We start from the raw sequence: 18,900 nt of genomic DNA, 5'->3' as shown, positions 1-18,900 counted from the left end.
GGCGCCCAGCGCTATAGCGCCTTCCGAAACGGATTCGTACCCTGTTCCCGGACGTCAGGGGTCGATGGTGGGAGGGGTCGATAACGCTGTTCACCACCCCGCTCGCTGATCTTTCGGACCCGACGCGATGAGCCGGAATCCGTTCGACCTCCCCTCGGATCGGGTGATCGCCCTGCCCGAGGCGCGCATCGACGCGTTGGCCACGGTGATCGCCCGTGACCAGAGGGAACTGGCCGCCGTCGTGCACCGTCCCTCGGTACGCCACGCGATGCCGGCCGACGTCGTGCACGCGGCCGTGGACCGACTCGAACAGGTGGCGGTCGAGCTGCTGCCGGCCTGGTTGCCGGAAGCGGCGCAGACGACCCGGCCGGACACCGCCGGCCTGGCCGCGATCCGGGCCGCCGCCGGGGCACGGGCACGTCGTGACCACTACCCGGGCACCTTCCTGCCGGACCTGGCCGTCTTCGCGGTGAGCGCCCGACGAGCCCCCACCACGCTCCCGCTGCGTACCCGGGCCGCCGCGCTGACCCGCCTCGTCGCTGACGCGTTCGGTCGGCGCACGGTGGTGATGCTGGTCGAACCGGACGCCGCCGACGCGGCCGTCGTCGCGGCCGGGGCCGGGTGGCTGGTGCACCACGGTGGCCCGGCCGTGTGGCTGACCGGAGAAGGAGCCGCCCGGGTCGAGGGGCTCCCGGCGTACCGGGTCGAGATGCCGCCGCCGTCACCCGCACCGGCCGGCCGGTCGGGCCAGGCGGTCGTCGGGAAGCCCCATCCCGCCAGCGACGTCGAGAAGCTGCTCGAAGCGGCCCTGGCCGCCGAGATCTGGGCGGCCGGACGGCGGTGGAACCAGAGCCACCAGTCCCATCCGCTGAGCGCACCGGTCCGGCTCGACCTGCTGTGGCCGGACGAGCGGTGCGTGGTCGAGATCGACGGTCCGGAGCACTGCCGGCCCGATCGTTTCGAGGCCGACCGGCAACGGGACGTCCAGCTCCAACTGGACGGGTACGCCGTCCTGCGCTTCACCAACGCACGAGTAATCCACGACGTCGGCGCCGTGGTCCAGCAGATCGGTGAATATCTGCGGAACCGTCGCCGGGGCATACCGGAAGGACCTCTTCATGGCCGGCGATGACCTGACCGCATCCGAGAGCGCGATCCTCGTCGTGCTCATGGCCGAGGCGCGGGAGGTGCTGAACACCGAACTGCGTCAGCGGTACGGCCTGGACGTCCGCAAGCCGCAACGGGACAAGCTCACCCGCCTGCACTACGTGGCCAGCCGTAAGAGCGGCTCGACCTACGCCCTCCAGCTCGACGACAAGGGCTGGGTACGGGTGCAGACCGAGTTCGACTTCACGCTGCGTGGGGCGTCGGCGCTCGGTGCGGCGCTGACCGCCCTGCACGGCAACCTTCGTGACCGCGTGCTGGAGCGCAGCGGCTGCGCCACGCTGACCGAACTCTTCGCGCTCAGCGACGTCCGCGCGCCGGCACCCACTGCCGCGTCCGCGCCGATCGGGTCGGCGTCCGCGCCGGTCGGGCCGCTGCGGGCCCGCGTGGTCAGCGCCTACCATGCGCTCGCCGCCGAGCCCGGTGCCTGGGTGAGCCTGCGCCGGCTGCGCCCGTTCTTCGCCGACGTGCACCGGGACGACCTGGACGACGCGCTGCGCCGGCTCATCCGCGAAGAGGGCGTCACCCTGGTCCCCGAGTCCAACCAGAAGACGCTCACCGAGGCGGACATCGCGGCGGCCCTGCGGGTCGGCGGGCAGGACAACCACCTCTTGGCGATCGGCGTGTAATGCGCGAGGCGGAGCACGCCGCGCTGGCGGCACTGCGGTTCAACTGGGCGCCGGTTCCCGACGACGTGTGGCGGCCGCTGCCCTTCCACGTCGACGGGCTGCACGAACCGGTCCTCCGGGAGGTGCTCGCCGCCGTGGGCGAGGCCGGCAGCGGCACCGGCGGCAGTCCGGTCGGCCTGGTCGTGCAGGGCCAGCGCGGGTCCGGCAAGACCCACCTGCTCGGTTGGGTACGCCAGCAGGTGCAGGACGAGGGCGGTTACTTCTTCCTGGTCAGCCTGCTGGACGCCGGTACGTTCTGGGACAGCGTGCTGGCCGCCATGACAGACGGTCTCGCCCGACCGGTGCCCGGCACTCAGGAGACCCAGCTCAAGCTGCTGCTGCGCCGCCTCTCGACGCGTGTGGGCGCACCCCGTGCGGTCCGCCGAGCTGTGATGGGCGAGACCGAGCTGACCCGGGCGGCGTTGGACGCCTTCCTCAACGGGCTCGGTGCCTTCGACCGGCACGTGGCCCGGACGTGCCAGGAGACCGCCCGAGCGTTGGCGCTGAACGCTTCCGAAGACATTCACCAGCGCGACGTCGCGGAGAACTACTTCAACTGCGGCGAGGAGGTGACGCCCGGTGAACGCGCGGCCTGGGGCATGCGCCGCGCCCCGCGTACCGCCCAGCAGATCGTGCAGGAACTCTCCTGGCTGCTGGCCCTCACCGGCCCGTCGGTGGTGGCGATCGACCAGGTCGACACGCTGATCGCCCAACTCGCGATCCAGAGCGACCCGAGCGTGGTGGGCGCCGTCGCGATGAGTCCCGAGCAGGCGCTGATGCTGGCTCGGATGGCGGACGGACTGATGTCGCTGCGCCAGACCACGCGGCGGACGCTGACGGTCCTGGCCTGCATCCCCAACTCGTGGACGATCATCAAGTCCACCGCCGCCGACACGGTCGCCGACCGGTTCCGGGAGATGCCGACGCTGCGCCGGATCGACGACGCCGACCTCGCCCGGGCGATCATCGAGAAGCGCTTCACGCTCCGCTACCAGGAGGTCGGCTTCGTGCCGCCGTACCCCTCCTGGCCGGTGTCCCCGCGTGCCTTCGCCGAGGCGGGGAACTTCACGCCCCGACAACTCCTCATCGAGATCGACCAGCACATCCGGGCCTGCCTCGCCGACGACGAGGTCCGGGAACTGGTCAGCCTCGGCGAGCCGCCCGCCGCGGAACCCCGCGCGCCCCGGCCCGCCCCGGTCACCGCCTCCCCCGGGGAGACGGACCACTACGACGCCCGGTTCGCCGAACTGAGGGCCGCCGCCGACATCGCCGCCCCGCTGGCGCGTACGTCCGAGGACGCCGCGATGCCGCCGCTGCTCGCCGCCGGGCTGACCGCGTGGATCCTGGAACGGGGTGATGCCGGAGAGGCGTTCAGCGTCGACCCGCCCCCGAGCACCAACCCGCCGCTGCACGCCCGACTCCGGCTGACGCTCGACGAACGCACCGAGGACCAGGTGCACTGGTGCTTCCGGGCGATCAGCGACGAGCACCACGGCAACGCCGCGCTGGCCCGACTCCGCAAGGCGTGCGTCTCTGCCGCTCTCAGCGGCGGCCTGCCCAAACGCAAGCTGTTCCTGCTGCGCAACCGCGGATGGTCGACGAGCGCGGGCACCCGGAAGGCCACCACCGCCCTCACCGAGGCCGGTGGGCAGACCATCGGCATCGACGACGAGGACCTGCGCACCCTCTCGGCGCTACAGGTCATGCTCGGTGAGGCCACCATGGAGCTACAGGGATGGCTGGCCGACCGCCGACCCACCCGGGACCTCAAGTTCCTGCAACACGCGCTCGCCGACGTGGACACCTGGACCACGGACGGCTCCGACGGTTCGGAGGGCTCGGACGGTTCGCCGACCTCGCCGCCCGCCACCAGCGCCCAACCGACGGACAGTGCTCAGCGGGCCGCCGCCGGGTCGTCGGGGGAGCCGGCTTTCACCATCGGGTACGGGTACGACGACGACACGCCCGCGCCGCTGGAGCTCGAAGCACTCCGCAAACACACGACGATCTTCGCCGGCTCGGGCTCGGGCAAGACCGTGCTCATCCGCCGCATCGTCGAGGAGTGCGCCCTCCAGGGCGTCTCCGCCATCGTCCTCGACCCCAACAACGACCTGGCCCGCCTCGGCGAAGGGTGGCCCACCCCACCGGCGCAGTGGCGGCCCGGCGACGAGGCCAAAGCGCAGGACTACCTCGCCCACACCGACGTCGTCGTCTGGACGCCACGGCGTACCTCGGGCCGACCGCTGAGTTTCCAACCGCTGCCCGACTTCACCAGCGTGCGCGACGACCCGGACGAGTTCGGCGAGGCGGTGGAGGCGGCCGTCGCGTCCCTCGCGCCCCGCGCCCTGGTCACCGGCCGGGCCACCAAGGCACACCTGGGCCTGGCCGTGCTGCGTAAGGCCGTCGAACACTACGGCCGACGCGGCGGCTCCCGCCTCAAGGGCCTCATCGACACCCTGACCGACCTGCCGGACGGCCTCATCGACCTCGACGACGCCGACAAGATCGGTCTCGGCCTCGCCCAGACGCTGACCGCCGCCATGGTCAACGATCCGCTCTTCGGCGGCGAGGGCACCCCGATGGACCCCGGCGTCCTGCTCACCCCCGAGCCCGGCAAACGGGCCCGGATCTCCGTGGTCAGCCTCGTCGGCCTGCCCTCCGACGACGTACGCCAGAGCTTCGTCAACCAACTCCAGATGGCGCTCTTCGCCTGGATCAAGCGGAACCCGGCCGGGGACCGGCCACTGCTAGGCCTGCTCATCATGGACGAGGCACAGACGTTCGCACCGTCCGGCGCGATGACCGCCTGCACCCAGAGCACGCTGGCCCTGGTGGCCCAGGCGCGGAAGTACGGACTGGGGCTGATCTTCGCGACCCAGGCACCGAAGGGCCTGCACAACCGCATCCCCGGCAACGCCGCGACGCAACTGTACGGACTGATGAACAGCCCGATCCAGATCGAGGCGGCCCGCGAGATGGCCCGCGCCAAGGGCGGGGACGTACCCGACATCTCCCGGCTCACCGTCGGCGAGTTCTACCTCGCCGCCGAAGGCGCTGCACCGCGCAAGATCAGGACCCCGCTCGCGCTGAGCCACCACCCGCGCAGCCCGCTCACCGTCGAGGAGGTGCTGACCCGCGCACGCGGCACCGACCGCACCCCGCCCGAGCACGACGAGTAGGTCCACCCCGCCACCTCGCCGGTGTCGGTGCTGCTCGCTAGGGTGCCGGCGTGGATGACGATCGTCGTACGTTGCCGGCCGCGTTGGCCGAAGCCCATGCCGGAGAGTTCGACTACCGCGACGGAGCCGGCGTCGACTTCGAGCCGTACCCGCAGTTCCTGGACCGGGACGAGACCGCCGACTGGTGGCGGTCCTGGACCGGCAACAGTGAGCTGGACGGATCCGAGTTCCGCGTCTTCGGGCAGGACGGCACCGGCGGCCTCGCCGCATTCTGGCTGGTACGCGCCGATGAGCCGGTCGAACGTCAGCCGGTGGTGTTCCTCGGCTCCGAGGGCGAGACCGGGGTCGTGGCGCAGGACCTGGGGAGCTACCTGTGGCTGCTGGCGGACGGCTACGGTCCCTGGGAGGCGGCGCAGCACCCGGAGCACGAGCACGAGCCGCAGCCGGACCCGCGTCTCACCGAGATCGCGCAGCGCTTCGCACCTGATCGTCGCCGGTCGGCGAGCGACGTGGTCGCGGCGGCGCGGAAGGAGTTCCCCGACTTCGACACGCAGATCGACGCCCTCTGCCGATAGCGCGTGTGACCAGGCCATCGTCCGCTTGATCATGCGAGTAGCTGGAAAAGTAGAACATGCGGTTCTACACTTGTGTCCATGGAGCGCATCGGCGTGCGGGAACTGAACCAGAACACGAGCCAGGTGCTGGCTCGGGTGAGCGGCGGCGAGACCGTCGAGATCACCGACCGTGGACACCCGATCGCCCGACTTGTTCCTGTGAGTGACGACAGGTCGATGTTGGCCAAGCTGGTGGCAGCGGGACGGGCGGTCGCCCCGACCGGTGGCGGTCCGGTTCCGCTTCCGCCGAGGCTCGGCGACGAGAATGCAGATGTGGCCGCCAGCCTCGCCGCGATGCGAGACGAGGAGCGCTGGTGATCTACCTCGACTCCGCCGCTGTCGTCAAGCTGGTGCGCCAGGAGACATGCAGCTCCGACCTGGTCTCCTGGCTCAACAGCCATGACGATGCGCCGCTGGTCTCATCCGCTCTCGTCGAGGTGGAAGTGCCCAGAGCGCTACGCCGGTCAGCTCCGCAAGCCCTGATCGGAGTGCCAGCGGCCATCGGCCGGCTCTTCCGGTTGGAAATCGACAGCACGATCCGCGCGACTGCGGCCGCATTCACCGAATCGACGCTGCGCAGCCTCGACGCCATCCATCTCGCCACGGCCCAGGTCCTGACCAACGAGTCTGGAACGGCACTCATCGCCTTTGTCACCTACGACCGACGCCTGCTCGAATCCGCCAAGCAGGCGGGACTGCCCGTGGCGAGTCCCGGCCAGGACTGAGCTGCCGGTTCCCGGTATGCATTCGGCGATCCGCTACCGGCCCATTTGACCGGTTCAAGCGAATGTTCGCTCGGCCAGGTAGTGGCACCCCCGGCGACGCCTGCAACCTTGACGTACCATCGAGCGTACGTTCGACTGTACGTTCTGCTCGTGGGGGCCAAGATGAAGGTGCTGACAATCAGCGACGTTCGCAAGAACCTCGCCGCGGTGGTCGATGCGGTGATCGACGATGCCGAGGAGTGCGTCATCCCACGCGGCGGCGGCAAGGCTGTCGTCATCGTGTCGCTCGACGAGTGGAACGCCATGAACGAGACGCTGCATGTTCTTGGTTCCGCCTCGAACGCCCGCCGACTACTGGAGAGCATCGCCCAGGCCGATGCCGGCCTACTCGAGGAGCATTCACTCGACTCGAAGTCCTCATCTCCGAAACCCGGCAAGGAAGCCGCGTGAGCCTGCGCATCGTGTTCACTCCCAACGCGTGGGAGGACTACGACGGCTGGTTGCGCCGGGACGTGAAGATGGCCCGCCGCGTCAGCAAATTGATCCTCGACGTTCAACGTGATCCACACGGCACCGGTCTCGGCAAGCCCGAACTGCTCAAAGGCCCGCTCTCTGGATGGTCGTCCCGCCGTATCAACGACGAACACCGGCTCATCTGCCGCGTCCGTGGCGGCGACCTGGAAATCGCCGCCTGCCACGGCCACTACCTCGACAAGTAGAAGCCGCTCACCCCAGCGTCCGCCGACACGGATCGGTGGGCGCGGCGTTCCGCCTTTCCTGCCCGCGAACGAGCCCCTGTCCGCGAACGAGGGTGAACAGCATGCGAGCCGTCACCCTCATCAGGGCTCGGTGGTTCGCAGCAAAATCGAAGTGGGCCGGAGGTACCACCATGCGAACCAGTCGGTGACCATCGCCGGTGGTCCACTACCGCTGCGAACGGGCAGGCCAGCCCAATGAAGCGCGATTCCAGACGTGGTCCTAGAAGCGGTAGGCGTCGCGTCGGTGGCGGATCGAGTGGATCTCCACGACGCGCTTGGCCTCGTTGATCCGGTAGATGATTCGGTACGTGCCGCGGCGGGCGGAGTGAGGGCCGTCGAAGGGCTCGTCGAGTGGTTTGCCCGCCCGATAGGGGTTGACCGCTACCGCGTGCTGGATGGTCTCCGTCGCCGCGACCGCGACCTCCAGTGGCAGGTCCTCGTGCAGGTTGCGGCGGGCCTGCCGGGAGAACATCACCGTGTACGGGCTGGTCGCCTCGTGCGTGTCGTCCCGTCGCCCGCTTTGCGGGGGCATCAGGCTGCCCTACCGCGACGCCGTTCCAACTCGGCGCGAACCTCGTCCATCGAGAACGTGTCGCTGGCCGCGAAATCCTCCCGCGACTGGCGTAGATCCGCGAGGGCCTCGTCGTCGGAGAGCAGTTCGAGCGTCTCCCTCATCGACTCGTACTCGGCGACCGAGATCAGCATCACGTCGGCACGTCCGTTGCGGGTGATCGTGAAGTGGTCGTGTTCCCGAGCGACCCGGTCGGCAAGCTCGGCGATCCGGGCCTTGGCTTCCGTGATCGGAATGGTCTCCATAGCGACCATTCTAGTGACTGGTCAGAATTCTGGCCACGCTCTTCGCCCCGCCCCCGGAGGCAGCGAGCTGTCCGGGGCTGCGGCGTCGAGCCGCGATACGAGCACACGAGATATCGGCCGTGGCCTGCGGCTTCGCCGCACTGGCCCCTCCGTTTGGGTATCCGTCTGAGGTGGGCCGCCAGGGACTCGAACCCTGAACCTATGGATTAAAAGTCCACAGCTCTGCCATTGAGCTAGCGGCCCGCGCGCTCAGGTTACCGGACACTGCGGGGATCGGGCTCGCGGCTGTCGAGCCGCCGTCGATGGCTGCTCGGTGGCCGGGTGGTGCCGGGTTGGCAGGATCGGCTCGGACGTCGGTTCGACAGGGGGAGGCGAGCGTGCCGGAGGGCGTACGGGTCGTGGTGCTGGCCGGGGGTGTGGCGGCCACGGGGCTGGTGGCGGGGTTGTTCTTCGCGTACGCCTGCTCGGTCATGCCCGGGTTGGCGGCGACCGACGATCGGACGCTGGTCGGCACGATGCAGTCGATCAACCGGAAGATCATCAATGGCTGGTTCATCTCGGTGTTCCTGGGTGGGCCGGTGCTGGTGGCGGTGGCGGTCGTCGGGCATTTCGGTGACGGCGGGGCGGTGCTGTGGTGGTTGGTCGCCGCGCTGGTCCTGCACCTGGTGACGTTCGGTGTAACGGCGCGGTGCAACGTGCCGCTCAATGATCAGTTGGACGCCGCCGGGTCGGTCGACGGGATCACCGACCTGGCGGCGGCCCGGCGTCGGTTCGAGGTGCCGTGGGTGCGCTGGAACCTGGTCCGGACGGGCAGTTCGGTCGGGGCCTTCGCCTGCCTGATCGGAGCGCTGCTGGCGCGGTAGCGACGCCGGGCGCACGGGAGCACCGCCGGTCCGGGTGCCAGGTGGGACGCGTGGAAAGCGACTGACCGGGTACGGACCGGACATGCGGATCGTGGTGGTGGGCGCGAGCGGCAACATGGGTACGGCACTGCTGCGCCGGTTGTGGCGCGAGCGCGGCGTGGAGATCGTCGGAGTGGCGCGGCGGCTGCCGCACGCGGGGGCCGGTGAGCCGTACGCGGGGGTGCGGTGGCACTCGTGCGACATCGGGCGGGCCGGTGCCGCCGACGAGTTGACCGAGGTGTTCGCCGGGGCGGACGCGGTGGTGCACCTGGCCTGGCAGATCCAGCCCAGCCACGACCAGCGGGTGTTGCGGCGTACCAACGTGGGTGGCAGCCGGGCGGTGGTGGACGCGGTGCTGCGGGCGGGCGTGCCGACGCTGGTGTACGCGTCGTCGGTGGGGGCGTACGCGCCGGGGCCGAAGGACCTGCCGATCAGTGAGCGGTGGCCGGCGACCGGGGTGGCCGAGTCGTCGTACAGCCGGGACAAGGCGGCGGTGGAGGAGATGCTCGACGGGATCGAGCGGACCCACCCGGGGCTGCGGGTGGTCCGCCTGCGGCCGGGGCTGATCTTCCAGCGGGAGGCGGGTACGGAGATCAGCCGCTACTTCCTCGGGCCGCTGGTGCCGGTGCGGCTGCTCCGCTTCGGGCGGCTGCCGTTGGTGCCGACCAACCGTCGGCTGCGGATGCAGGCGGTGCACGCCGACGACGTGGCCGACGCGTACGCGCGGGCGATTCTGGGTGACGCTCGCGGCGCTTTCAACGTCGCCGCGGACCCGGTGTTGACGCCGGAGCTGGTGGCCCGGCACTTCCACGGCTGGACGGTGCCGGTGGCCGCCCCGGTGCTGCGGACGGCTGCCGCGCTGACCTGGCGGGCCCGGCTGCAACCGGTCGACGCGGGGTGGGTCGAGCTGGCGCTGAGCGCACCGCTGATGTCCAGCGAGCGGGCCGCGACCGAGCTGGGCTGGCGGCCACGGGTGGACGCGGTCACCGCGCTCAAGGAGCTGGTGGCCGGCATGGCCGAGCGCGCCCACACGGCCAGCCCGCCGCTCTCCGCCACCCCCGACCTGCCCGGCCGCCCCGCCGCCCTACTCAAGGCCCGCCCCGCCGCCCAGGGTAACCCCTACTGACCCCACCCCGCCCCTACCCGCGTCCGCCCCCGCCGCATGCCGCACGCCGCACGCCGCACGGTCGCCTGCCGCGATCATGGAGTTGTGGCCCCCCGCAAAGGCCGTGAAAGTGGGCAAGGTGCGGACCACAACTCCATGATCGACGCGGGGAGGCCACGACGGGCATCGACGCGGGCAGGCTGTCGCGCGGGCGGGCCTCGGCGGGCGTGGTCAGCGGACGGTGGAGGTGGTGATGGTGGGGGCGGAGCCGGCGCCCTGGTAGAAGATGCCGGGGTGGGTCTGGAAGCCGTGGCTGGGGTTGCGGCGCAGGGTCGAGTTCTCGATGCGCAGCGTGCCGGTGCGGTTGTTGCTGACGAAGAAGATCGCCCCGCCGCCCTCCTTGGCGTCGTTCCCCTCGATCATGGTGCCGGCGACGCGTACCGAGAACTCGTTGCCGTCGGTGTAGATCGCGCCGCCGCTGCCGCCGCCGGGGGTGCCGGAGCGGGCCGGGTTGGCGCCGGTGCCGACGGCGGCGTTGTCGCGCAGCACGCTGTTCAGGATGACCCAGGAGACGCCGATGCTGCTCAGTGCGCCGCCGTTGGCGCAGGAGCCGCCGGTGAAGGTGCTGCCCGTCACGTACACGGGTTGGCCGTCGTGCTGGTCGAGGACGCGGATGGCGGCCCCGCCCACGTCGGGGCCGGTGCGGTCGCAGCGGTTGCCGACGAAGTGCGAGTCGACCACCTTGAGGCGGCCACCGCGTACGAAGATCGCGCCACCGCCGCCACCGTCGACGCGCTGGCCGGTGGAGTCGCCGTCGGCGAAGGTCAGGTTCTGCACGGTGAGCTGCGGGTGGTCCTGGTTCTGGCAGCGCGCGGTGGTCCAGCCCTGGAGGACGTCGCAGGTGTTCATGTAGAGGATGCGGCGCTTGCCCTGCCCGCTGAGCGTGATCTTGCCGCCGCCGTCCAGCACCACCTTCGGGCCGTTGGCGTTACGGACTTTCGCGGTCGCCGCCATCGTGATGGTCAGCGGGTCGGGGCCGCAGTCGAAGGTGATGATGCCGCCGGCCGCGACCGCCCGCACCACCGCTGCCGAGGTGCAACTGGCCGGGGTGCCGTCGCCGACGGTGCGGGTCGGGTTCGAGGTGTCGACCGCCTGGGCCACGGCGGGCACGGGTGCCGCGTCGGCCGGGGGCGCGCTGTCGCGTACGCCCGGACTGCCGGCCGCCGTGGTCGGGTCGGCCGCGGCGGCGGGGGTGCTGAGCGCGGCCTGGCCGGACGGGCTCGTCTCGGCGCTCTGGTGCTGTCCGGGCGGTACCTCGGAGGTCGGCTCGGCGGGGTCGCCGCCGGACGCCGGCTGTTGGACGCTTCGCGGGTCGACGCGGGGTACGGACGGGCCGCCGCAGCCGGTCAGACCGACGGCGACACCGAGCGCGACCACGGGAACAAGGGATCTGAGACGCACCAGATGATGCTAGAGCCTGTTCCGGGGTCCGCGACCGGTCGCGGACCCCGGAACGATTTTCAGGCAGCCGGTACGTGGTGCAGGTGCCGGCGGCGGCGCAGTCGGACACTGAACACGCCCGCCACGGTCACGGTCAGCAACAGGGTGACCGCCAGTCCGTGCAGGACGCCCCGGGCGAGGTAGCCGTCGTCGGCGTGGTCCACCGCCCAGGTGGCGATCTCCCGGCTGGACCAGAACGGGGTGAGTTTCGCGCCCTGACTGGCCGGGTCGAGCAGCATCTGCATCGCCACCACGGTGAGCAGCAGCAGGGTGCCCTCCAACTCGCGGGGCAGCAGAGCGCCGATCAGCATGCCGAACGGCGCGGCCACCAGCACGCAGCAGAGCATCGCCACGGCGATCCCGGCGTACCGCAGGTTGGTCGTGTCGAGCACGGTGAGCAGGAAGAACGGCACGGCGACGGTCAGTCCGAGCGCCCACAGGCCGAGCATCCGGCCGAGGTACAGGTGGTGCGGCCGGTAACCGGCGAGCCGGAGCCGGGGTTCCAGCTCGCGGGCGGCGCTGGTGGCGAAGAGCGCGGCGGTGCTGACCGCCCAACTGATGCCGAGGAACAGCGCCCGGATCGACTGCCCGACGTGCGAGTCCCGCCGGATCATCCAGAAGACCAACGGCATCAACAACAGGAGCAGGAGTACGCCCCGACGACGCGCCAGTTCCCGCAACGTCATCTCGGCGACGGTGGCCAGCCGCTTCACGCCCGACCTCCCTGCTCGGCGGAGGTCAGGTCGAGCACGATGTCGACCCGGTCGAGTTGGTTGAGCAGGTGCGTCACCACCACAATGGCCTTCCCCTCGTCGCGCAGCCGGGTCAACTGGTCCCAGAGGTTGACGTAACTGCCCTGGTCGAAGCCCTGGTACGGCTCGTCGAGCAGCAGCACGTCCGGTTGGGCGAGGGTGGACATGGTCAGGTTCAGCTTCTGGCGCGTACCGCCGGACAGGTGGCGGGCGAGCACGGCGCCCTCGGCGTCCCAGCCGAGGTTCCGGGCCGCCGCCCGACCGGCCCGCCGGGCCGGACCACGAGCCACACCCTGACCGGCGCCGACCAGCACGAAGTGCTCGTCGGAGAGCAGGAAGTCGGCGGTGCCGCCCTGCTGGGGGCAGTAGCCGAGCCGGCCGGAGACGGTCACGTCACCGCTGTCCGGCGAGATCAACCCGGCGCAGATCCGCAGGAAGGTGCTCTTGCCGCAGCCGTTCGCACCGACCACGGCGGCGATCTGTCCGGCCCGTACGGTCAGCGAGGCGTCCCGTAGCACCGGACGCCGCCCGTACCGCTTGGTGATGCCCTTGGCGGCCAGACGCACCGGCCCGGGACGCGGGCCGGGTGCGGTGCCGATGCTCTCCACGATCGCGGCGGCGTACGCCTGCGGCGGGCCGAAGACCTGCCACGGGTCGCCGCCGCCCTCGCGCAGGTGTGTGGCGGCCTCGGCGACCACGTGCCGGGCGGCGTCGGTCGCCACCCGGCGCTGGTGCAACTCGGCCGCGAAAGCCCGCAGCCAGTCGTCGGAGTTCACCTCTCGACCCCCTTCGAGACGATGCCGGTCACCGGTGCCACGAACGTCAGCCAGGCGTTACCACCATTGTGTAGCGCCGCCCGCCCGTCGTCGGTGAGCTGGTAGTACTTGCGGGCCGGTCCTGACCCGCCCTCCCGCCACTGCGCGGTGACCAGGCCGGTGCGCTGCAATCGCAGCAGCACCGGATAGAGCGTGCCGCCCTGGATCGGCCCGACGCCCGCGGCGTCGAGCGACTGGGCGAGCTGGTAGCCGTAGGACTCGCCCTCGCGCAGCAGGGCCAGCACGCAGAGGTCGAGCACACCTCGCAGCCACTGCCCACGACGATCGGGATCCACCCGCCGAACCCTAGTGGCGCTACCTAGATGGCACAACTACCTAGTTGGGCACGGAGGTGCCTCGGGACCGTTGCGGTCCCGAGGCGACGGCGGCTCAGCCCGACACGATGTCGGAGATCACCACGGTGACGTTGTCCGGCGCGCCGGCCTGGTGGGCCAGCTTCACCAACTGCTCACCGCACTGGTGCCGGTCGGTGTGCAGGCTCAGCGCGGCGGAGATCGCGTCGTCGGTCACGTAGTCGGAGAGACCGTCACTGCACAGCAGCAATCGGTCACCGGCCGTCACGCTGACCGAACCCATCGTCGGCGGCGCGTCCGCCCCCTGCACGGCGCGTGTCACCAACGACCGCTGCGGATGGTGCCGGGCCTGCTCCGGGGTCAACGTCCCCTGGTCGACTAGCGCCTGCACGAACGTGTCGTCCCGGGTCAACTGCCGCAGCTTGCCCTCCCGCAACAGGTAGCAGCGCGAGTCACCGACCTGCGCCAGCACCAACGTGTCGCCCGCGAGCAGGGCGGCCGTGAGCGTGGTGCCCATGCCGTCCCGGGCCGGCTCGGCGGCGATCGCCGCGTGGATGCGTTGGTTGGCGGTGCTCACCACGGCCCGCAGCGCGTCGGTGGCGGCGTCCGGGGCGGTGGGCGGGATCAGCTCGTCCAGGATCCGGATGACGATCTCGCTGGCGACCTCACCGGCGGGCAGCCCACCCATGCCGTCGGCCACCGCGACGAGGCGCTCACCAGCGAGCGCGGAGTCCTCGTTGTTGGTGCGGACCAGGCCGATGTCGTTGAGGATGGCCGAGCGGAGGATCAGCGTCATGGGTCAAGCTTGCCAAGAACACCCTTCCCGCGTCTCTACGCACTACTGCGTAGGGTTGAGGAATGTTGCCGATGTCCATGGTCGGGCGCGCCGACGAGCTGGCTGAGCTGGGCCGGACGTGGTCCACCGTGGCTGGTCGGAGGCGTCGAACACCGGCCGTCGTGGTCGTCACCGGCGGCGCAGGCGTCGGCAAGAGCCTGTTGGTCGCCGCCGCACTGGACGAACTCACCCCGCGACCGGCGGTGGTGCTCAGCGGCGTCGCCCGGGTGCACAGTCCGGCACCGTACGACTGGCTGGCCGCCGTGCTCAGCGGACGCGACCCGGACCGGCTCGACCTGCCGGCCGACACCGTGCCGCCCGACGCGCTGGCCTGGCTCGCCCAACAACCCACCGCACCCCGTGAGCGCTACGCCCCCGACACGCTGCTGCGTCTCGCCGTACGGGCCGTCCGGGTGCTGGTCGGCACCGGCCCGGCCGTTCTCGTGGTCGAGGATCTGCACGCGCTCGACCCGGCCAGCCTCAACCTGATCGGCGAACTGGCCACCGCCACCGGCCTTCCCGCCCTGCTGGTGGTGGCCACCCGACCCGCCGCGCACGCGGTCACCCCGGAGCTCGCCGGGCGCACCCTGGCGCGCCTCTGTGGCGTACCCGGGGCGGTACGCCAGCACCTCGGGCCGCTGCGCCCGGTCGAGGTGGCCGAGGTGCTGACCCAGGTGTACCCCGGCCACCCGCTGCCCGGCCGACTGGTACGCGGTGTGTGGCGGAGCACCGGCGGTAACCCGTACGCGCTCACCGAGCTGCTCGCCGCATACTCCGGACAGCCGCCCGAGGCGCTGCTCGCCCCGGCCGACGTCCCGCCCGCGTTCGACGTACGGCCCCGGTCTCGCGGTCGAGGTGTCCCGCCGGCCGAGCGTGCGTCCGGCGCGTCGACGGCCACGCCGGTGTCCGACGCGTCGCCGGTCGGCGGTGGTCCGGCGACGTCGGGCCTGTCGGTCGAGTTGACCGGACGGGAGGTCGAGGTGCTCGACTGCCTGGTCGCCGGGATGTCCAACAAGCAGGTGGCCCGCACACTGGGCATCTCGGTGCGGACGGTCACCGTGCACGTGTCCAACCTGCTGCGTAAGACCGGCTCGGCCTCGCGTACCGAGGTGGCGCTCTGGGCGGTACGCCAACGGCTCGCCGAACCCACTCCCGCCGAGATGTAAGGAAGGGACCCTTCCTATACACGAGGCGTTAGTAGGGGACCCCTCCTTACACCCGGGGGTAGCGCAGGAGCAGGCTGGCGGCTACCTCCTCGTCGCCTACGGCCGCATAGAGGTGCGGTACGTCGGACGTCCAGCGCAGGTGACCACCGGCGGCGGCGGTCAGCGGCGCGTCGACCGGGCCGGCGCGTAGCACCCCGGCGAAGACGGTGATGTGCTCGGTCACCCCGGGTTGGTGCGCGGGGGAGAGCTGGCCGGGGCCGGGCGCCACCCGCAACCGGTACAGCTCGTACGTGGCGTCCGAGTCGTCGAAGACTTCCAGCAGCGTCGCGCTGACCGCCGCGCCGCGTACGGTCGGCCCGGCCGACGGCCCGGAGAGCACTGCGGTCAGCGGTACGCCGAGCTGCGCGGTGATCGCGTACAGCGTCTCCAGGGTGGGGTTGCGGACGCCGTTCTCCAGTCCGGAGAGCGTCGCCTTGCCCACCCCGGCCAGCCGGGACAACGCGGAGAGCGAGATCCCGCGTGCCTCGCGGAGGGCGCGGACCCGGCGACCGATCGCGACGGTGTCCGAATCTGGTGGTGGCTGCGACACCCCGCTATGGTGCTACACGCCGCTGTTCCGTAAACGGAACGGTCGGGAGGGGGTGGGGTCATGGCGGGACGGACACAGCCGATCCTCGCGGGAGTGGTGACCGCGCTGGTCGGGTTCGCCAGCTCGTTCACGGTGGTGCTGGCCGGGCTGCGGGCGGCCGGCGCGAGCGAGGCGCAGGCCGCCTCCGGGCTGCTCGTCCTCTGCGTCGCCTCCGGGCTCTGCGCCGCCTGGCTCGGCCTGCGACACCGGATACCGCTGAGCATCGCGTGGTCCACACCCGGTGCGGCGCTGCTCATCGCGACCGGCCCGATCCCCGGCGGTTGGCCGGTCGCCGTCGGCGCGTTCCTCGTCTCGGGCCTGCTCATCGTCGCCGCCGGCCTGTTCCCGGTGCTCGGCCGCGCCGTCGCCGCGATCCCCAAACCCATCGCCGGGGCCATGCTCGCCGGGGTGTTACTGCCGCTCTGCACCGCACCGGTACGCGCCCTCGTCGACGTGCCGCACCTCGCCGCTCCGGTGCTGATCTCCTGGTTGGTGCTGCACCGCTTCGCCCGGCGCTGGGCGGTCCCCGGGGCGCTGGTGGTCGCGGCCGGGGCGATCGCGCTGACCACCTCCGGCGGCGGCACCGGCGGACTGCGCCCGGTGTTCGAGTTGACCGCACCGGCGTGGAGCCTGTCGGCGCTGATCGGTGTGGCGCTCCCGCTGTTCCTGGTGACCATGGCCGCGCAGAACGTGCCCGGCACCGCCGTCCTGGTCGGCTACGGCTACCGGCCCCCGCTCGGCTCGGCGCTTCGGACCACCGGGCTGGCCAGCATGGCCGTGGCACCCGCCGGTGGCCACGCGGTCAACCTGGCGGCGATCACGGCCGCACTGGCCGCCGGACCGGACGCACACCCCGACCCGGACCGCCGCTGGATCGCCTCGGTGACCGCCGGCATCGGGCTGGCGCTGCTCGGCCTGGGTGCCGGGGCGGTCACCACGCTCGTCGGCTGGGCACCCCCCGTACTGATCGAGGCGGTCGCCGGACTGGCCCTGCTCGGCGCGCTGGCCACCGCCCTGACCGCCGCGCTGGCCGACCCCACGGCCCGGGAGGCGGCCGTGGTGACCCTGGTGGTCACCGCCTCCGGGGTGTCGCTGGTCGGCATCGGCGGCGCGTTCTGGGGCCTGGTGGCCGGCTGCCTGATGCTGCTCCTCTTCCGCTCCCGCCGCCCCACGCCGACGCCGTCGACCCCGGCCGCCGAGCCCGTCGCATTAGCTTCCGCCGGGGAGCCCGCCGCGTCTGCTTCGACCGTGATGCCCGGGTCCGTTCCGGCCGGGGAGTTCGCGCCCGGGTCTGATCCGACCGGGGAGCCCGTGCCCGGGTCGGTTGCGGCTGGGGAGTCCGTGCCCGGGTCTACTCCGGCTGGGGAGTTCGCGCCGGCGGCAGAGTCCGGCCCGGCTGCGGAATCCGCGCCGGCCGCTGTTCCCGGCCAGAGTCGGAAGTCGTGAGCGGCGTCGGGGCGTAGGCGGGGGTCAGTCCTCCGGGGGGAGGTCGGCGGCGAGGACGTCGAGCCGGACCTCTCCGTCGACGACGGTGTTGATCTGGTCGGCCAGCACGTAGACGGCACCGGTGGGGGCCAGTTCGGTGGAGACCTTCAGATAGCCGGTACGCAGCAGGCGGGCGGCCAGGTCCGCAGGCACGTCGGGTTCCTCGGTGGCAGCGGACTCGATCAGCTCGTCCAGGCTGCTGCCGGGGTCGGCGGTCGGCGCCTGCACGGTCACGGCGTTCGGGTCACCGCGCTGGACGAGGTCCACCGTGCCGACGTCGAGGCCGGCGGCGTCCACCACCCGCATACCGGTGGTGACCCGCGAGACGGTGGCCTGTTGATCGATGCCCTGCTGCTCCATACCCCGCGCGGTTCCCGCCCCTCACTCCCCCTAAACCACCCTCCCACCCCGCCCCGCTCCCACCCCCCACCCCCGCCCCGCTCCCACCTCCCACCCACCCCCGCCCCGCCCCCACCCCCCACCCCCCAACCCCCGCCCCGCCCCACCCCGTTGATCAAGAAGTTTGGGTCGCGTTCGCGGCGGTAGCAGGGCGAAAACTTCTTGATCAACGCGGGCTGAGGGGGCGGCGGGCTGAGGGGGCGGGGGGCTGAGGGGGGCAGCGGGGCAGCGGGGCGGCGGGGTGGGGGTTAGCGGGGTGGGGGGTGGTGGTCGGTGGGGGCGGTCCAGGGGGATGGGGGGCGGGGGGAGAGTTCGCGCCAGGTGTCGGGGCCCTGGAGCAGCGCGCGGACCGTCTCCTCGGCGTCGTCGACGGTGTCGTACTCGTAGAACCGGGATGCGCCCTCGGCTCCGCCGGCACGCTGTTCCACGTACCAGCGGTCGGCGTCCGCTCGGAGGAAGACGTCCCGTCGGGCCAGCCGCCCCCATTTCCCGTTCCACCAGTGCTTTCGCTGCTCCATGGCGGGACTCTATCGAACATGTGTTCGACATGGAGCGGCCCCTGCGGGATTCCCACAGGGGCCGATGTGCGGGTGCCGGGTTCAGCGCCCGGTGGGCGGTTCCTCCCGGCGGCCGAGCACGTCGTCCAGGGCACCGCGCTGCTGAGCCGGGGTGGTCCGGCCGGAGGCGACCAGGGCGTCCCGGATCTCGGTGAGCAGCTTGACCTCCTCGCTCGGCGCCGAGGGCGGCGGCTCCTCGCCCCGCTTGCGGCGCTCGGCCAGCTTGTTCATCGGGAAGACGACCAGGAAGTACAGCGCCGCCGCGGTGAGCAGGAACGTGATCAGCGCGTTGACGAAGGCGACCCAGTCGAACGGGATGCCCTGGATCTTCGGTGCGGTGCCCTCGATTCCTTTGTCGTTGCCGGTGATCAGCACCACGAAGACGCGGATCAGTGGTTCCAGGAACGACTTGGTGAGCTGCGTGACCACGCCGGTGAACGCGGCACCGATGACGACGCCGACCGCGAGGTCGACGACGTTGCCGCGCATGATGAAGTCTTTGAAGCCCTTGAGCATCC

Annotated in this window: 23 protein-coding genes and 1 tRNA gene; 12 read left to right on the top strand and 12 right to left on the bottom strand. The window is 71.5% G+C overall.

Annotated elements, in window-relative coordinates:
• The first annotated feature begins 127 nt into the window (after positions 1–127).
• The 8 genes from ACZ31C_RS03015 to ACZ31C_RS02980 all read left to right on the top strand — a co-directional run bounded on the left by ACZ31C_RS03015 (position 128) and on the right by ACZ31C_RS02980 (position 7,069).
• Positions 128–1,132: an endonuclease domain-containing protein gene (locus tag ACZ31C_RS03015; protein WP_465793946.1), complete on the top strand. Its 1,005-nt coding sequence runs from the start codon at positions 128–130 to the stop codon at positions 1,130–1,132.
• Entirely contained in the window at positions 1,119–1,793 is a 675-nt protein-coding gene (locus ACZ31C_RS03010; RefSeq protein ID WP_465793945.1) for a hypothetical protein, read from the top strand. Before ACZ31C_RS03015 ends, ACZ31C_RS03010 begins: the two co-directional genes overlap by 14 nt.
• Positions 1,793–5,011 carry a helicase HerA domain-containing protein gene (locus ACZ31C_RS03005; RefSeq protein ID WP_465793944.1) on the top strand — a complete coding sequence of 1,073 codons (3,219 nt, stop codon included), beginning with the start codon at positions 1,793–1,795 and terminating at the stop codon, positions 5,009–5,011. Before ACZ31C_RS03010 ends, ACZ31C_RS03005 begins: the two co-directional genes overlap by 1 nt.
• A 50-nt stretch (positions 5,012–5,061) precedes the next feature.
• Positions 5,062–5,586 carry an SMI1/KNR4 family protein gene (locus ACZ31C_RS03000; RefSeq protein ID WP_465793943.1) on the top strand — a complete coding sequence of 175 codons (525 nt, stop codon included), beginning with the start codon at positions 5,062–5,064 and terminating at the stop codon, positions 5,584–5,586.
• Positions 5,587–5,664: 78 nt separating this feature from the next.
• On the top strand, positions 5,665–5,943 hold the full coding sequence (locus ACZ31C_RS02995) for a type II toxin-antitoxin system Phd/YefM family antitoxin (protein WP_350697513.1): 279 nt from the start codon (positions 5,665–5,667) through the stop codon (positions 5,941–5,943).
• A complete protein-coding gene (locus ACZ31C_RS02990; RefSeq protein ID WP_465793942.1) occupies positions 5,940–6,350 on the top strand; it encodes a type II toxin-antitoxin system VapC family toxin in 411 nt (136 codons plus the stop codon). Before ACZ31C_RS02995 ends, ACZ31C_RS02990 begins: the two co-directional genes overlap by 4 nt.
• Positions 6,351–6,500: 150 nt before the next feature.
• Entirely contained in the window at positions 6,501–6,800 is a 300-nt protein-coding gene (locus ACZ31C_RS02985; RefSeq protein ID WP_350697511.1) for a type II toxin-antitoxin system Phd/YefM family antitoxin, read from the top strand.
• Complete coding sequence (locus ACZ31C_RS02980; protein ID WP_465793941.1) at positions 6,797–7,069, top strand: Txe/YoeB family addiction module toxin; 273 nt, start codon at positions 6,797–6,799, stop codon at positions 7,067–7,069. Before ACZ31C_RS02985 ends, ACZ31C_RS02980 begins: the two co-directional genes overlap by 4 nt.
• A 259-nt stretch (positions 7,070–7,328) precedes the next feature.
• Here ACZ31C_RS02980 and ACZ31C_RS02975 read toward each other — a convergent pair whose 3' ends face one another.
• The 3 genes from ACZ31C_RS02975 to ACZ31C_RS02965 form a co-directional block, all read right to left on the bottom strand.
• A complete protein-coding gene (locus ACZ31C_RS02975) occupies positions 7,329–7,640 on the bottom strand; it encodes a type II toxin-antitoxin system RelE family toxin (RefSeq protein ID WP_465793940.1) in 312 nt (103 codons plus the stop codon).
• Entirely contained in the window at positions 7,640–7,924 is a 285-nt protein-coding gene (locus tag ACZ31C_RS02970; RefSeq protein WP_465793939.1) for a type II toxin-antitoxin system Phd/YefM family antitoxin, read from the bottom strand. Before ACZ31C_RS02970 ends, ACZ31C_RS02975 begins: the two co-directional genes overlap by 1 nt.
• A gap of 171 nt (positions 7,925–8,095) precedes the next feature.
• A tRNA-Lys gene (locus ACZ31C_RS02965) sits at positions 8,096–8,167 on the bottom strand.
• Positions 8,168–8,301: 134 nt separating this feature from the next.
• Here ACZ31C_RS02965 and ACZ31C_RS02960 point away from each other — a divergent pair.
• The gene (locus tag ACZ31C_RS02960) at positions 8,302–8,787 is read left to right on the top strand and encodes an anthrone oxygenase family protein (protein ID WP_465793938.1); all 486 of its coding nucleotides are present in this window, start codon (positions 8,302–8,304) and stop codon (positions 8,785–8,787) included.
• Between the two features lie 82 nt (positions 8,788–8,869).
• Positions 8,870–9,952, top strand: a complete 1,083-nt coding sequence (locus ACZ31C_RS02955; RefSeq protein ID WP_465793937.1) for an NAD-dependent epimerase/dehydratase family protein — start codon at positions 8,870–8,872, stop codon at positions 9,950–9,952.
• Positions 9,953–10,162: 210 nt separating this feature from the next.
• Here ACZ31C_RS02955 and ACZ31C_RS02950 read toward each other — a convergent pair whose 3' ends face one another.
• The 5 genes from ACZ31C_RS02950 to ACZ31C_RS02930 form a co-directional block, all read right to left on the bottom strand.
• The gene (locus tag ACZ31C_RS02950; RefSeq protein ID WP_465793936.1) at positions 10,163–11,392 is read right to left on the bottom strand and encodes a hypothetical protein; all 1,230 of its coding nucleotides are present in this window, start codon (positions 11,390–11,392) and stop codon (positions 10,163–10,165) included.
• A gap of 59 nt (positions 11,393–11,451) precedes the next feature.
• The gene (locus ACZ31C_RS02945) at positions 11,452–12,144 is read right to left on the bottom strand and encodes an ABC transporter permease (protein WP_465793935.1); all 693 of its coding nucleotides are present in this window, start codon (positions 12,142–12,144) and stop codon (positions 11,452–11,454) included.
• Positions 12,141–12,959 carry an ATP-binding cassette domain-containing protein gene (locus tag ACZ31C_RS02940; protein WP_465793934.1) on the bottom strand — a complete coding sequence of 273 codons (819 nt, stop codon included), beginning with the start codon at positions 12,957–12,959 and terminating at the stop codon, positions 12,141–12,143. Before ACZ31C_RS02940 ends, ACZ31C_RS02945 begins: the two co-directional genes overlap by 4 nt.
• Positions 12,956–13,294: a PadR family transcriptional regulator gene (locus tag ACZ31C_RS02935; RefSeq protein ID WP_117229357.1), complete on the bottom strand. Its 339-nt coding sequence runs from the start codon at positions 13,292–13,294 to the stop codon at positions 12,956–12,958. Before ACZ31C_RS02935 ends, ACZ31C_RS02940 begins: the two co-directional genes overlap by 4 nt.
• A 94-nt stretch (positions 13,295–13,388) precedes the next feature.
• A complete protein-coding gene (locus ACZ31C_RS02930; protein WP_465793933.1) occupies positions 13,389–14,108 on the bottom strand; it encodes a PP2C family protein-serine/threonine phosphatase in 720 nt (239 codons plus the stop codon).
• A 62-nt stretch (positions 14,109–14,170) separates the two neighbouring features.
• On the opposite strand from ACZ31C_RS02930, the gene ACZ31C_RS02925 reads away from it, so the two are divergent.
• A complete protein-coding gene (locus tag ACZ31C_RS02925; RefSeq protein ID WP_465793932.1) occupies positions 14,171–15,313 on the top strand; it encodes a response regulator transcription factor in 1,143 nt (380 codons plus the stop codon).
• Between the two features lie 46 nt (positions 15,314–15,359).
• Here ACZ31C_RS02925 and ACZ31C_RS02920 read toward each other — a convergent pair whose 3' ends face one another.
• Positions 15,360–15,902: a helix-turn-helix domain-containing protein gene (locus ACZ31C_RS02920; protein WP_465793931.1), complete on the bottom strand. Its 543-nt coding sequence runs from the start codon at positions 15,900–15,902 to the stop codon at positions 15,360–15,362.
• 60 nt (positions 15,903–15,962) lie between these two features.
• Here ACZ31C_RS02920 and ACZ31C_RS02915 point away from each other — a divergent pair, with 60 nt between their 5' ends.
• Entirely contained in the window at positions 15,963–17,387 is a 1,425-nt protein-coding gene (locus ACZ31C_RS02915) for a benzoate/H(+) symporter BenE family transporter (RefSeq protein WP_465793930.1), read from the top strand.
• 24 nt (positions 17,388–17,411) lie between these two features.
• Here the strand turns inward: ACZ31C_RS02915 and ACZ31C_RS02910 are convergent, their stop codons facing one another.
• The 3 genes from ACZ31C_RS02910 to mscL form a co-directional block, all read right to left on the bottom strand.
• On the bottom strand, positions 17,412–17,786 hold the full coding sequence (locus ACZ31C_RS02910) for a hypothetical protein (protein WP_465793929.1): 375 nt from the start codon (positions 17,784–17,786) through the stop codon (positions 17,412–17,414).
• A gap of 287 nt (positions 17,787–18,073) precedes the next feature.
• Positions 18,074–18,343, bottom strand: coding sequence for a hypothetical protein (locus ACZ31C_RS02905; protein WP_465793928.1), 270 nt, complete (start codon positions 18,341–18,343; stop codon positions 18,074–18,076).
• An 81-nt stretch (positions 18,344–18,424) separates the two neighbouring features.
• On the bottom strand, positions 18,425–18,898 hold the full coding sequence (gene mscL, locus ACZ31C_RS02900; RefSeq protein WP_357211037.1) for a large conductance mechanosensitive channel protein MscL: 474 nt from the start codon (positions 18,896–18,898) through the stop codon (positions 18,425–18,427).
• Positions 18,899–18,900: the final 2 nt, after the last annotated feature.

Source organism: Micromonospora sp. NPDC023869, assembly GCF_055559695.1.
Note: the sequence above shows the minus strand (reverse complement) of the source record. Positions and strands in the feature narration are given on the sequence as shown.

Excerpts from the sequence above, each read along its gene's own strand:
- ACZ31C_RS03015 (WP_465793946.1), top strand. The coding sequence starts at position 128 with ATGAGCCGGAATCCGTTCGACCTCCCCTCGGATCGGGTGATCGCCCTG.
- ACZ31C_RS03010 (WP_465793945.1), top strand. The coding sequence starts at position 1,119 with ATGGCCGGCGATGACCTGACCGCATCCGAGAGCGCGATCCTCGTCGTG.
- ACZ31C_RS03005 (WP_465793944.1), top strand. The coding sequence starts at position 1,793 with ATGCGCGAGGCGGAGCACGCCGCGCTGGCGGCACTGCGGTTCAACTGG.
- ACZ31C_RS02995 (WP_350697513.1), top strand. The coding sequence starts at position 5,665 with ATGGAGCGCATCGGCGTGCGGGAACTGAACCAGAACACGAGCCAGGTG.
- ACZ31C_RS02975 (WP_465793940.1), bottom strand. The coding sequence starts at position 7,640 with ATGCCCCCGCAAAGCGGGCGACGGGACGACACGCACGAGGCGACCAGC.
- ACZ31C_RS02970 (WP_465793939.1), bottom strand. The coding sequence starts at position 7,924 with ATGGAGACCATTCCGATCACGGAAGCCAAGGCCCGGATCGCCGAGCTT.
- ACZ31C_RS02955 (WP_465793937.1), top strand. The coding sequence starts at position 8,870 with ATGCGGATCGTGGTGGTGGGCGCGAGCGGCAACATGGGTACGGCACTG.
- ACZ31C_RS02930 (WP_465793933.1), bottom strand. The coding sequence starts at position 14,108 with ATGACGCTGATCCTCCGCTCGGCCATCCTCAACGACATCGGCCTGGTC.
- ACZ31C_RS02925 (WP_465793932.1), top strand. The coding sequence starts at position 14,171 with ATGTTGCCGATGTCCATGGTCGGGCGCGCCGACGAGCTGGCTGAGCTG.
- ACZ31C_RS02915 (WP_465793930.1), top strand. The coding sequence starts at position 15,963 with ATGGCGGGACGGACACAGCCGATCCTCGCGGGAGTGGTGACCGCGCTG.
- ACZ31C_RS02910 (WP_465793929.1), bottom strand. The coding sequence starts at position 17,786 with ATGGAGCAGCAGGGCATCGATCAACAGGCCACCGTCTCGCGGGTCACC.
- ACZ31C_RS02905 (WP_465793928.1), bottom strand. The coding sequence starts at position 18,343 with ATGGAGCAGCGAAAGCACTGGTGGAACGGGAAATGGGGGCGGCTGGCC.
- mscL (WP_357211037.1), bottom strand. The coding sequence starts at position 18,898 with ATGCTCAAGGGCTTCAAAGACTTCATCATGCGCGGCAACGTCGTCGAC.